The organism is Tenacibaculum litopenaei (genome assembly GCF_964514025.1).
Lineage (GTDB): Bacteria > Bacteroidota > Bacteroidia > Flavobacteriales > Flavobacteriaceae > Polaribacter > Polaribacter litopenaei.
The window spans coordinates 205464-220447 of the sequence record NZ_CAZEQT010000005.1 but is presented as its reverse complement, the minus strand read 5'-3'; the positions used below and the strand labels follow the sequence as shown (position 1 = coordinate 220447).

Annotated in this window: 6 protein-coding genes; 1 reads left to right on the top strand and 5 read right to left on the bottom strand. The window is 39.4% G+C overall.

Features of this window, described 5'->3' with window-relative positions:
- Positions 1-160: 160 nt before the first annotated feature.
- The 5 genes from ACKTS5_RS08275 to ACKTS5_RS08255 all read right to left on the bottom strand — a co-directional run bounded on the left by ACKTS5_RS08275 (position 161) and on the right by ACKTS5_RS08255 (position 11246).
- Positions 161-2617, bottom strand: coding sequence for a leucine-rich repeat protein (locus ACKTS5_RS08275; protein ID WP_408043395.1), 2457 nt, complete (start codon positions 2615-2617; stop codon positions 161-163).
- 15 nt (positions 2618-2632) lie between these two features.
- A complete protein-coding gene (locus ACKTS5_RS08270; protein WP_408043394.1) occupies positions 2633-3499 on the bottom strand; it encodes a hypothetical protein in 867 nt (288 codons plus the stop codon).
- A 15-nt stretch (positions 3500-3514) separates the two neighbouring features.
- Positions 3515-5170: a hypothetical protein gene (locus ACKTS5_RS08265; protein WP_408043393.1), complete on the bottom strand. Its 1656-nt coding sequence runs from the start codon at positions 5168-5170 to the stop codon at positions 3515-3517.
- A gap of 82 nt (positions 5171-5252) precedes the next feature.
- Complete coding sequence (locus ACKTS5_RS08260) at positions 5253-9374, bottom strand: hypothetical protein (protein WP_408043392.1); 4122 nt, start codon at positions 9372-9374, stop codon at positions 5253-5255.
- Between the two features lie 186 nt (positions 9375-9560).
- Entirely contained in the window at positions 9561-11246 is a 1686-nt protein-coding gene (locus ACKTS5_RS08255; protein WP_408043391.1) for a hypothetical protein, read from the bottom strand.
- A gap of 325 nt (positions 11247-11571) precedes the next feature.
- Between ACKTS5_RS08255 and ACKTS5_RS08250 the strand changes: the two genes are divergently transcribed.
- Positions 11572-14466: a G8 domain-containing protein gene (locus ACKTS5_RS08250; RefSeq protein WP_408043390.1), complete on the top strand. Its 2895-nt coding sequence runs from the start codon at positions 11572-11574 to the stop codon at positions 14464-14466.
- The last annotated feature ends 518 nt before the right edge of the window (positions 14467-14984 follow it).

Below are 14984 nucleotides of genomic sequence, written 5' to 3'. Positions count from 1 at the left end.
ATGGTCGAACCATTAAAGGATTTCTCTATTTTAACTCGAGATAACCAGAATAACGTTCCTCGATAAACAATGGGTAGAAATGAAAACTTATTTATTTCTCTTCTCACTCTAAATTTCCTTTTGGGGTTAAATAATTTCATTTGTTGTTTGTTTGTTTTGATTAAAATTGTTCTCCAGCCCCCATGTTGTAATGGAGTACTTTTGTGATATCTATATTTTGAATTTGTCCGTTTAAATCAAGATCTTCTGAGGTATAGCCAGCACTGCCTAATTTTTGCACCAAGCGATTCATATCCGTGTTTTGAATTTGTCCGTTGTTGTCAGTATCTCCGGCGATCAAGGCATATTTCTTTTGTCCGCCAGAACTTGTGTATACATATCGAACAGCGGCTTCACCGCCTTTTAAGTTTGAACTATCAGACAAATCAACTGCCGTTGTAATTGCCGATAAACTCATCGGATTACTGGTTATTACCCCCAAGTGATTGCGGTGAAACACCGCTAGGTAATAGTCTCCGCTTGGAACTGCGAAAAACAAGTTGGTGGTATTGCTTTCCACATCTACAAGGCTACCAGAGCGTGTTATTAGAAAAGATTTCGCAGCTGTAATTTTCGTTTGGTCCGATGCGTCTCGTAATTGAATCTCAACCCAATCAACAACTGCCGTTTCGCCTGTTACCGCTAGCCTACTCGCCGTAGTGCTTATTGCATCAGAAAACGGAGTGCGTTCCGGTACCAATCCCTGCGCCCGAAGATCATCTCTCATTAAATGCTCTTCTCCTACGCTAGGATTTTTCATTGCTCCCTCTAAAAAAAGGCTAACCGTACATTGAATGCCACATGCGGTTTTTACGGAATCAAAACTGGTATACTTCCCTGAATCGGCATAGAACGAAAAGAAACTTGGCCGGGTACCGTAGGTCGCATAATTTACCAATCCACAAACTTCCGATGTGTTGGGTAAATACAAAGACCAATAATTGCCATTTACAGTTCTCAGCGCTGATAAATTCACCGAAACCAACTGTTCTTCTGCCAGATAATGATCTATATTAACATCATTTCCTCCATTGAGGCTCACTAAGTTTTGCAGGCCATCGAGATTTTTTAATGCATTTCCTGAGATATTAAGACGTCCAATATCGGTGAGAGACTCAAACCCCGTTACAGAAACAAGGCTGTTGTTATCTAAAATCAACAAGTTAGCGATACTCGTAAGCTTTGGAAATCCCGTCATGCTTACCAGCCCCGTATTTCTCAAACTCAGCTTTTCCAAGCCATTGAGGTTGTGTATTCCTTGTAAGGATCTAAAACCACTACAATTCTCTACAGCGATCTCTTTCAAAGTTGTAAACGCATCCAATCCAGCTAAATCAGGGAGATTTGCACTACTTTTAATTTCGATAGTTTCTGTAGAATTTTGAGCTAAACCACTTAAGGAAGTCAGACCATCACAGCCTTCAATAGCTATTTTTCCAATTGAACTAACATTGGATACCCCTGTCAAATTGGTTATATTCGGAACATTTTTGATGCCGAGATAAACTATCGAATTCAACTGTGAAACTCCCGACAAAGTTGTCAGTGAATTACAGGTATCTAGATTCAATGAAGACAAGGACTTGATGTTTTCTGCTCCTGTAAAATCGGTGAGCGCACAATTTGTGATGGAAAAGGAAGTCGTAATCCGTTCTAAATTAGAAATCCCTGTGAATTTTACTAAAGAGGTACAATCTATCAACTCAAACGTGGCCAATTCTTGTAAAGATTCCATTCCCTGTAAGTCAAGTACCTTCAACCCTTGTAGCTTTAGACGATCGAGCGAACTAACCTTCGGGAAATTGTTTAAATTCTTCAACCCAGTCATCCCTGAAAGCAACAATTCATTTAGAGAGCTAAGGTTGGAAAGCCCGGCCAACGATTCAATGTTTTCATTGTTTTGAATAGTAATACGCTCCGCACGTATCATTTTTGTAAAATCCAAGAGATCGGTTAACGCACTTTCCGTAATGGTGATATTTTTCCCAGACGTGAGGTTGTGTAATCCGTATAAGCTACTGAGCTTGTTGTTTCCTATAGTGATATTAAAATTGGCTTCCTCCCAATGGCTAAAGGCACTGATATCTTCTAACTTACTATTAGCGTTAATGCTAAGACCATTAAGCACACTTAAGTTTGCCAAACCATCAAGAGCCAGCAGGGCGTCGTTTCCCGATATCGAAAGTCCATTTCCAATAGAACTCAATCCACTCAACCCTTGCAAGCTAGTTAAACTGTCATTGTTACTAATGGACACGGAACTCCCAACACTTTCAATTCCTTTAAGTCCGTTGAGTCCCGCTAGGCTGGTATTGGATATCGACAAAATACCCGTAACTTTTTTAACTTTATTATCAAGCACTGACACATCTGTAATTCCTGCTCCGGAAATAATGAGATTCCCTGTTATTTCCGTGCAATTAGGATAATTGGCAACAAAAGAAGCTACTGCTGCTTGTGAGTTTAAATACACAGTACCGCTAGGGCATTGCGCAGCTAACCGCAACCCCAAAAAACACAAACTCATTGCGAGTATCGCTTTCTTTAAAACGAAAGGCAGGTATTTTTCTGTATTCATGATCATTTGTATTGACTATTTAAACTGCTCTCCTTTACCCATATTTACCTGTAATACGGTATTGACATCTGAGTTTTGAACTTGACCGTTCATATCCACATCGGCATCCGAATACCCAGCAACTCCAATTGATTGCTTCACTGTTGTCGCATCCGTGTTTTGAATTTGTCCATTTCCATCACAATCACCTGCAATCATGGCATAAATTCCATTACCCATCGATACTAAGGCCGCGGCTCCCTCGTATACTGCTGACGGTGAATTCCCTAGATTAACCGATGTTGCTACCGGTGTCAAAGCCACCGTATTTTGGCTGCGTATCGCCAGGTGATTTCTATGATTAACAGCGATGTAATAATCTCCTGAAGTTATTTTAAATCCTACAGCAGAAACACCGTCTGTGCTCACGATGTCACCATCGACCTGTAAAAGAGCAGATTGCCCAGTTACTACAGTATCAGAGTCACTTTTATCTCGAAGTGTTATCCAAACCCAATCGACTATAGCATCCTTACCAGTGACAGCCAAAACTCCAGCATCACACTGCTGTTTATCTGAATACGGGCTCGTTGTAGGAAGCATATTATTTTTCCTCAATCCATCATCCATCAGAACGGTTCCTGTGGTAACCAATGGCCCTTGTAAAAAGACCACCGCAGCGAGCTTAAGTCGAAGTTGAATACTTTCTTGCTGAAAACCTTGATGTAATTGCTGTGTTGTTCCTACTTTTGACTGTACTACCAATTCTCCTAAGGTAAAGTCAAGACTACCATTAACAGTACTTAAATCAGTACCTCCAGCCCCAATTACCGTGCGCTCCAAAGATTGAGAAACCGCTAAGACACTACATAAAATGAAACTTATGATTAAAACTTTTCTCATAATTACACCTTTAAATTATCGCCTTCCAATTATATGTAACACGGCCCCTGCATCTGTTTTTGAAGTACCACCACTACTCGCTACTCTAAACTCTACTTTTCCTGAACCTAACAACGTAATCGTTGGTATTCTGATATTTGAGGTTGATGCTGCAATACAGGTAATATTTACCGCTGGCGGTGAAGAGAAATGTCCTGAGTAACTTACTGTATAAGTATTTCCACTCAAGGAAGAAGTGATACCCGATGAATTTGTTACGTTGGAGTTAATGGTTCCTGAAGGATTGATGATTACAGAAATTATTTCAACAGCTTTTTTTGCTCCTGCGGCCATTAAGTCATCCCCATCTTGATCGATGGTTATTTCTCCATCAGTTTGGATATCATCATCCACCTCTAAGGCCCCTTTTACCTGTAACAAATCGTTATCAAACTCACCATATAGAAGGTCTCTAATATAGAGTTTGTTCGAAAATGCAGCACCTGAAGTACCTGCACCCGCTCCGATTATTACATTAGAACTACCATTGAGGTTATACCCAGCAAAATACCCTATAACAACATTGTTTCCTCCAGATTGAGCTGCTTCAGCAGCCTGAGATCCTATAATTACATTTTTATCACTGAGGTTTGACAAGTTTCCTGTATTCGAATAATCTCCAAAAATCACATTCCCAGAAGTAGGATTGAGAATTCCGCCTACATCGATATTCCCTCCTACTGCCAGTCTATCTGTTACATTGACAAGATCTTTAGAAACATCTAATTGAGAGGCTCCATCGGTTACGAAGTGAATTTCGTCTGAACTCCCAAAATTACCGTCATTTCCAAGAGTGATCAACGTTGAGCTACTTCCTCTCTCATCAGTTGCCTCAATAGCTTTAGTATACATCCATGGACTGGTCACAAATCCTAAATCCTTTTGAGAAGAGGCATTTTGTGAAGTACTTTGCGTACCTACCGTGGTATTCCCAATAACAGCGATGTCTACGACGTCCAAACTCGCCTGAGGTGTTGTTTCTCCAATTCCGACATTCCCACTGGTTATTACACTTCCTGTACTGTCGAATTTAATTCCTTTCCCGTTGGTTCCATCAGCATTAATCCAGTTGGTACCGAGGTTTACATTACTTCCAAGCACTAATTTCTCAGAAGTAGTAACGCGTCCTTCTGCATTGATAAACAGTCCTTCATCATCACCGTCGTTCGAAACCCAATACCCTGCTGTTTGCATGTTTTTTGTCGCTGTATGACTCCCCAGGTCATCTCCGTTTTCGACGTACTTTGCCTGCAGTGCATAGGGTACACTCCACAATTGCGAAGTTCCCATATTGGTATAGCTAGTTCCTCCTGACATATCTACCCCTACTTCTAAAAAATATGTATCCGCTGCCCAGTCAATTGATGAAAAATCGGCTGATGAAGTTCCTTGTCCAACTACCAATGCAAAAACTCCATAAGCATTCGTTGTGGGAGTATGGGTTTCCGTATAGGTAACCGCACCTGTAGCCGTAGTTTTACGCAATTTAAATTGTACTCCAATAACTGTATTGGAAACTACTTCACCAGAAGCATCTCGCAATACAGATTGGTAATTGAAACCTTTAGGCGTCTGGGCAAAAACCCCAACTGAAAGGCAGATAAAAAAGAGTAACGTACTTAATTTTTTCATGTTGTTCTGATTAAAATTATCGTAGGAGCATGCCTCTTTAGCGGCTGCTAACGATGTAATATTGCTATGTTTTGTGTTTGTTTTAGTCTATACTATTAATGAGCTGTTCCCCTTTACCAAGGTTAGGATGCATCAAGCTATTGATATCTGAGTTTTGTACCTGCCCATTCATATCAAAATCTGCTTTACTATACCCGGAGACCCCAAGTTGCTGAATGACAGCGGTACTATCGAGGTTTTGAATCTGACCATTTTCATCATAATCGCCTGCAATCATGGCAAATACTCCTGATTCCATGGCAACTACCGCATTGGTTCCTCCGAGAAGTAGGGAACTTTCCGACGTTAAATCGACTGTAGTTGTGCTGGCTGACAATGGCAAGGCAGCAGCGGTCATAATACTCAAGTGATTTCGGTGTTTGACAACTACGTAATAGTTTCCTTCTGGGATATTAAAATGGAGAGGTGTTATTCCGTCATCCGTAATTGCGACGACATTCCCATTTCGTTGCAATACTGCAGAAGTTCCGGCCACTGTAGTACTCGGAACAGTTGCATTCCGCAACTCTATCCAAATCCAGTCGACCATGGCATTCGCACCAGCATTCCCTAATTTTACTGCATCTGATATCGAAGCTCCATCGCCATAAGGGGAAACTGTTCCATAACTTCCGCCATTACTTCTTAAATCATCTCGCATCAATGCTTCTTCTCCACTGTAAGGGTTTGTCAATGCACCTTGCAACCAAACCCTCAAGCTTAACTGCACTCCATTACAAGACGTTTCATTAAAAACCGAAGGACTGTCAATGGTAGTCCAATTCGTTGCACTATAGGCATAATCATCTACCAAAACACAGCGTAACTTTGGACAATCTTCGGCTTCAAAATCCGAAATCATAGAGTTTGTACCATTTTTGATTGCGATACGCTCTAGTACGGCGCACTCATTAAAATACACCTCTTCTAACTCGGTGAGTTCATTCAAGCTAATCGTCATAAGCTTGTCTGCATATTCCGCTTCAATATAGGTCAGATTGACATTGTTGCTAAGATCGATCGTTTCTATCAGCGTCGAAGAAAATGTAAAGCTCTTTAGTGCCGTATTGGCCGAAACATCAAGTGAAGTAATGTCATTAGCATCGATTTCTAAAATTTCCAGTAACTCGTTTTTCGTAACGTCTAAAACGCTGAGATCACTGCCTCTAACTTCTAGTTCCACTAAACCTAGATTCGTTGAAACATCCAGTGTTTTTAAAGCATTCCCATTAAGTTCAAGGGTCTCCAATTTAGTCAATCCATTTACAGAAATACTCGTAAGTTGATTGTTTGAAAGGTCTACTTCTGTCAGGTTTACATTTTTCGTAAAATCTACGCTGCTAAGATCAGCCCCTGAAACTACCAATCGTTCCAAGGCTGTGAAATCTTCAATTCCTGTAAGATTTTTCACGGGATTTGATGCACTCAACGGTATGTACAAATACTCAATTTCAGTAATCAATTGAGTAGGAACTTGTCCATCATTGGCAATGTCATCATACCCTAAAGCGGTTAACCTATTCTCAAAAGTGGCATCAGGAATACTCGTATACTCACAATAGCTACTGCTAAAACTCGTCGTCGAATCTCGATTCGTCCAGCGAGTAGCGCTTGTGGCAGCATCATCCACTCTAATACAAGATAAGGCACTATTATTTTTCGTATTAAACTCATGAATGGCATTGTTATTTCCATTCTGGAGGTTTAAGGAAGAGAGCTCATTATTCGTCAAATACAAAATTTGCAGGCTCGTAGCCTCTGTCAAATTGAGGTGTTTTAAGTTATTATAACTGGCCGAAATTTTCAACAAATTTGTCGTCCCTCCTAAGTCCAAACTTTCAAGTTTATTTTCATAAACAGAAAGGTTTGTCAAACTTCCTGCACTTTTTGAAAAATCGAGACTCGCTAAACTATTTTTATAGGCAAATAAATACTTCAACCTCGTTGAATTGATCGCCTCAATTTGAGTGAGACCACAGTTGGAGGCATACAGCTCTTCCAGTACAATATTGGCACTCAAATTCAATGCATTCAACGGATTATTACTCAATACCAATACCTTTAACGCCGTATTGTATGAAACATCGATACTTGAAAGACTATTGCCACTCAACCTCAAATCGTATAAGTTCGTATTTTTACTCAAATCAATACTGGTAAGACCATTATTTCCGAGATGTGCGGTTTCTAATAAGGTATTTTTTGAAATATCGACTCCTGCAATCCCTGCGTTATACGAACACCTCAAGTCTTTCAATAGCAAATTATTACTTAAATCAATTGTTGTCAAAGTCATGGCATCTACTCTTAAAAACTCTAATTTGGTCAAGGTAGTAAGCGCAATTTCCCCCGCTTTGTTATTACCAACATCCAAAGAAACAAGACTCACAAAATCTTGAATTCCTGTAAAATCAGTAATTGACTTGCCATTGATACTCAAGCTTTCTATACTATCGATTAAAGTTGTTGGTACTTGACCATCCTCCTCAATATCATCGTATCCTAATTTGGCCAATTGGGCCTCAAATTTACTATCGGGAATTGCGGTATACCTGCAATAACTAGCACTAAAACTAGCCGTACTATCCACTCCTAACCAATGTGTACTACTGTAATCGGCATCATCAACCTTAATACAGGTCAAGTCCGTATTTCCAGAAGCGACAAAATTGGTAATATTCTCATTATTCCCATTTCTCAAATCGAGAGAAACCAAACTATTGTTCGCTACGAGTACAGTATTCAGTTGCGATTGCGCAGAGAGATCGAGATTGGTTATCATATTACTCCCACAAGAAATTGAAGTCAAGGCTCTATTGTCGGCTACATTTAGTTGATTTAATGCATTGGCTCCGCATCGAAGGTCCAACAAGGACGTATTTTCTGAAAGGTCTAAACTTGTTAGGTTGTTATTGTTGCATTCCAAATACGTCAATTCTGTATTGCTAGCTACCGATAAAGTTGACAGTTGATTAAATGAACATACCAGTGTCGTCAATTTAATGCAAGCCGAAAGGTTTAAGGTTTCAAGAGGTGTGAATTTAGTAACTAAACTCTCCAATAAGACATTCTTAGAAAGGTCAAGTGTTTTGAATGCATTGTTAGCGCAATTCAGGGACTTAAGTGATACAAAATCGCGAATCCCCGTTAGGTCCTCAATCCCTAAACTCACCAAAGACAAATCACTCACATCTGCAATCAAAACAGTTGGCACCTGTCCATCTCCTGAAATATCATCATAGCCAAGTGACTCGAGGGCACTTTCAAATTTGGCATCAGGAATAGCTGTGTATGAACAATAGGTTTCACTAAAAACTAATCCCGCCGGAATCGAGGTCCATTGTGAAGCGCTGTAGGATTTATCATCAACGATAGCACAGGATAAATTCGGGTTATCTTCTACCCTAAAGGTGGTGATATTAAGATTATTTCCATTTTGAATCTTCAAATACTTCAGCTGGGCATTTTGGGCATATAGCGCTTTTAATACCGTATTCTTACTAAGATCTAAGCTTTCGATTTTAGTGTCATTCACTCGTAGACTCTGCAAATTACTATTATTGGTTAGATCAATAGATGCAAGCGGTGAATTGTACGCTTGTAAGACTTTCAAATTTACATGACTACTGAGATCTAAGTTTTCAATATTGGTACTGTAGGTACTTAGTTCTTTTAGCGCTGGATTGTTGCTAATATCAATACTCGTTAAGCCACTATTCACCTGTAAATACAGTTTTTGCAAGGAAGTCAACAAACTTACATCAATGCCGGTGAACTGATTTGCACCAAGATTCAAGTTTTTAATTTTCGTATTGTTCGAAAGGTCAATATTCGTCAACTTGTTATTATTTACCGCTAAGGTTTCCAATAATACATTTTTACTTAGATCAACCGCGGTCAGCTCATTTCCTCGACAATTCAACGTTTTAAGAGCTACAAAGCTCTCGATACCGGTTAAATCGACAATTCCAATATCATTCAAGTTTAGACTAGTAACTCCAGCAATTGCAGCCGTTGGTACTTGACCATCTCCAGCAATATCATCGTATCCCAAAGTATTGAGACGTTCCTCAAATTTTGCATCAGGAATAGACGTGTATTGGGCCAAGATCTCCGATGTACTAATGAAAAAACAACAAAGTAGTAGGTAGTATTTGCTCTTCATGTTCTTGCTCTATTTTTTGATTCAAACACGGTGCAATACTATTTCATAATGCCAAGAAAAAAAAGAAATCAAGGGGTGCAAAAAGGGGTGCAAAAAACAAAAACAACTGAAAAACAACGAGTTATATATGTTTTTTTTGCACCCCTCATACTAGTAGCATGATTAATATGCTACCTAAAAAAACTCTTAAAGTGATTGAATATAGACATCCAAGGAATCTTCTGACGTTAATTTTAACTTCTTTTTTAAGCGGTAACGAGTAGATTTGATAGCATCGATACTCGTCTTTCTTAAATTGGCAATTTCGGTTCTTGAAAATCCAATTTTTATAAAAGAACAAATTTCGATATCTGTTTTTGTCAAGCCTGGATGTTTTAACTTGAGGGTCTGCAGAAATTCGTAATTCAAGGTTTCTATATTCTTTTTTAGAACCACAATTTTAGCGTCCTCTAATTTATCAGCCTTTAGATCGGCAATAATTCCTTTGAGAGTGACTCCCTCTTTTTCATTAGACAGTTTTGCCAAATCCTCTGCCAACTTTTCTTTCGTACGCAAATGAATTAAGGTCTCAGTCAACAATTGATTTACTTCACCTGATAATTTCTCTTTATCGGAGTTCAACACCGAAATCTCTTTATGACTTTGTTTCAGTTCTTTTTCAATTTGTTGCCCCATCGCTTGTTCTCTGCGCCATTTCCTCCAGAGACGTCTAATAACGAAAAAGGCAAGTAAGACTCCCAATACACTCAAAAGCACTAACAGCTCGTTTTGGGCTTGGGTTTTCTCTTTTTCCAAGACTAGAATCTCTTTCTGTTTTACATACAAAATACTATCCTTCATCTTCTTTTTCTCGAACTCTCCAGCCATTTCTATTTCTCGAATTTCTTTCGATTTTTTATCTGTATAAATCTCCTTTTGCATTTTCTCATAAGCCTTGTAATCTACCAAGGCTTTACTCAACTTACCTTGTTTCTCATAAATTTGACTACGTAGTTTATAGGTCATTGACTCCAAATGTTTCTTCTGTATTTGATTTGCTAAGCGGATCGTGGTATCGGCATACTTTTCCGCCAAGGCATAATTTTTAGTATTAAAGTTGATCTTTACCAAATCGTAGTAACTCTCACTCAAATAATGCTTGTGCTGTTTCTTCTTAAAATACGCAGTCGTTTCTTTAGCCATAGCTAACAGGTGATCGTGAGAAGCAGTTTCATCCAACTCCAACAAACAATATCTCACAAACTGAATATTTGAAGCGTAATACTCAATTTTCACATTTATTTCCTTAAAAATAGCTCGTGCCTTTTCTAAATAGTACAAAGCAGAATCTTTCATTTCACGAGATTCGAAATTTCCCGCCAATAAACGATAACTAATTCCCAAACTCTCTTTTATGGGCTTGGTATTTATCTGGATGGACTTTTTCAGATATTTAGCTCCTGTTTTATAATCGTACTGATAGTTGTATAAGTTTCCAATGTTCGTATACAAATTGATTAATTTTTCTGTATCATTAATTTCTTCGTATAAAGCGTTTGCCTTATTGTAATTGCGTAGCGCTTTTGGATAATCACCTCGTACACGAGCTATGATTCCTCGTCGACTGTAAATTTGTGCTCGATGTCGCCTGGCATCATAGTCAACTGTATCCAGCATTATCAGTATCTCACTTAGCAAGTTCTCCGCTTTATAAAGATCACGAGCGTGATAATATTTATTCAACCTTAAATAGTGGATTATCTTTAGCGAATCATTCTTGGCAACAGCTATATTTTTTTTTAATCGAACTAAAATTGTATCCGTTTCTTGTCCCAGTATTCCGGTAACAAAAAACAATGCTGAGAAATAAATAATAACTTTTAATGACCTCATTGAGTATCTAATTTTAAGTTATTCAAAGATACTTAAAGAATTTCACCTTTTTCAGTGAACTTCGACGAAGCTCGCGACAAGTACTACGATCAGTAATTTTCAAAAACGAGCTCCATGGTTCACTAAATTTCGTGAATATCCCTCAGTAACTTCAGTATTTTTTAAAATAGACCCACAGTTTTCACAACACCGATCTAACACCCTGTAAAACAACCCTAAAACCAACTCTGTATACTAAAAGTATACCTAAAACAGGAAGCTCAAATCGAGTATTAATTCACTAAAAAAATAACTTTGTGCTATCGAAATTCAAACCCCGAACCTTATGAAATTATCCTTTAAACACTATCTTTATTTGTGTTACTTTCTATTCCTTAGCCAATACAGCATTGCGCAAACCCCCATACAAGTAGCCGGTACACCAACAAATACAGCAGTCAATTCAGGGAATTGGAGCAACCCCAACACCTGGGGTGGTACCCTACCTCCTAATGATGCTAGGATTTTAATTCCTCCAAATATTACCGTTACTGTAGACGGTAAAATTCCAGAAGCCTTTAAATCTGTACGAATTGCTGCCCAGGCAAAACTTCAATTTTCAACGAATGTAAATACGGAACTCAAAACAGAATTTCTGGTGAGTCATATGGGAGGACAACTTGAGATCGGAACGCCAACCAACCCCATACAAAACAATGTGAAAGCGTCATTAATTTTTGCCTGGCGCGGCGGAACCACCAAATCTCAGGATCCCAAACGTTTTGTACCAGGAGCTGTACTTATGGGGCCTGTACGCATGCAAGGTGCTCGAAAAACAAGCTGGTCAACACTAGCCGTAGCTCCAACCGCTGGAAGCACCGTACTCCAATTGGGAAGCACACCTACTGGATGGAAAGCTGGAGATCAGCTCGCTGTTGCCGGTACTAATATTAATGATTATCAAAGTGACGAACTGGTAAGCATTCAGGCTATTTCAAACAATTCAGTTCGCCTTAGCACAGCTTTATTGAAAGACCACCTACCGCCCACTGAGCTTATGAATAAAGTGACTGTCCACGTTGCTAACAATACCAGAAATGTTATTATTTCCTCTGAAAACGCCAGTGTCGATGCTCTACCAGCCACCAATGGCTATGGCAAACCAAGAGGTCATTTGATGTTTATGCACAACCCTGATGTTCAATTGCGATATATTGCCACTAAAAATTTGGGGAGAACCAATAAAATGATTCCTCTTGACGACTGGTCGGTGCCCTTAGAAGGACCTGCGGGACAACCCGATCCACGTTTTAGCACCACCGTTCCCTACCCTGCCGGATTGGGTACGAATCCTCGTGGTCGCTACTCCATCCATTTTCATCGATCATTAGATGCTAATAACAACAAAGCTACAGTGGAAGGCTGTGTCGTTAACGGCGATCCTGGCTGGGGCTTTGTCAACCATTCTTCCTATGTAGACTTCGTTGAAAATGTTACCTATGACGTAGTTGGATCTGCCTATTGTACGGAGGCCGGTGATGAACTCGGATCTTTTAAAAGAAATATTGCCATTCGTACCTATAATGCTAACGAACCCTTAAACGAAGGACGCCCGATGGGTGGTGCGCTAGGAATTAACGGTGGTAGAACCGAAGGCCTGACCGATGGTAGAGAAGGTATTTCTGATTTTGCCCATCAAGGCGATGGCTTTTGGCTGCACAGCACGGGAGTTACCCTTGAAGGAAATGTCGTTGCTGGATGTAGCGGACATGCCTATATTTATTGGACAGAAGGACTCTTTGAAAGTTTGCGTGGGCGACCACAAATGCAAAACAAAATAGACTTATACGTACCTCCAAGTGAATTCCCAACCCTAAACAACGAACTAAAAAACCATCGTCAACGCTATCCTAACTGGATTTATGACGTGTGGTATATACTTCCGAGACCCTTTAAAAACAATATTGGATACTGCGCTGCTCAAGGATTTAGAGGTGACTATATTATGACAGAGTTTCATGAAAATAATGAACCCAACAGTACTGAATTCAATATGACGCCTACACTGTACCGAAATACTATGAATTTAGTAATTGAAAACACCACACTATGGTCTATTCGCAGAACGGGTATGCAATTTGAGAACTGTGCCCAAATCACCCTTAAAAACAATAAAGTATACGGATACGGTGCTTCGACAGAACTAGCTCCTTGGCGTCCGATTCCGAATCCCTACCCAGGGCGCTTGGAGAATGAGCCACATTCCATCGGTATTGACTTAGACCACTATCACAATACGAGGAACTGGAAACTCGAAAACAACGTCATCGCTGGATGGAATGGGCAATCACAAGGACTCACACTTCCCATAAATGCACAAGTACTCGTTAAAGATGGACTTTTTGACAATACTGGGACGGACATCTACATACGCGAAGTAAACTGGGCTAAAGGCTGGACAGATCGTATTGTTGACAATACGGAAACTACTGGTAACCCGGCCACACTGGTAAACCCCGTCCCGAGAGACCTTACCACTGCTTGGAGGAAAATTAGAATTGAAGGTAATATTACCTTCAACAAGCCTCAGAAAAACATAGTGCTCGACGCTCAATTTCACCTTTTAAATAATGCTGGAGATGCCTTTGCCCTATTGCATCCTGACGGATCAGGTGTAAAAATGACTGCCTATTTTCTATTGCCTGACGATATTCAGTTAAACTTTGGGCCATTTCATAATTCTAAGCTCTATTTTGACGAACAGGCTGCTGACTTTATACCCGTCCCTAGCGCAACGTTACTAAGCCCATACCTTTACCCACAAGAAAGTCTATTTCCTGAACGGGTGACACCTACTATGTTTTTGAACAAATCCAATGCGCAACTTAAAACCGCATTTGGAAGTTCTTTTGGAGGCGCAATCACTCCTTCCAATGCACAAAGTCACTCAATGATTACCGGAGGAAAGGCTACCAACATCAATACACTCACTATTGCGCAACATCAAGTAGCTTCGAATAAATGCGTTTTATACCCCAACCCGGCATCAACAAACATACAATGGAAGTTCCAGAATGAACTTACTATCAAAATCTACAATTTACAAGGGCAACTATTAAAACAACAACAAACCTCTAATCAACAGTTTGACATCCATGAGTTTCCTTCAGGAATCTATCTGATTACACTCACGGACAGGCAAACAGGAAAAAGTTGCTCTCAAAAACTCATCAAAAAGTAACAATTACACGAAGACCGGTACTGCTACCGGTCTTACTTTTTAGTATACATCAACAAGGGTTACTCTAGCAATGACGGCCTAATTACTTTAGAAATACTTCGATTCCTCTTGAACATACTTTTGGCTTATCTATGTACCCTATTGAACACTCTACCGCACAGCGCTTCACTTAGATGAATTGTTCTCTACAGTTAAACAACTCTTATTCCTAAAGAAGGCGTTCACAGCCTTTCGTTACAACGACACTATGTTGATCATGTTTTTAACATTTCGCTTACGATATTCTCACAATTTTCTAACAAATATTTTCATTTTTCAAAATTACCCATATATTTGCCTCGATTAAAAAACAAAAAAGGAATTGCTAGCCTTCTTGTAAAAATCATTGCTAAAATTGAAAAGTTTCTCAATACATATTAGTAAAAACACATCGTACCATCGAAACTATTATTGTCATTAATCTCTCGAATTAATTACACATAGACTCAAAATATTTCGAAATCGCATCGATAACCTTT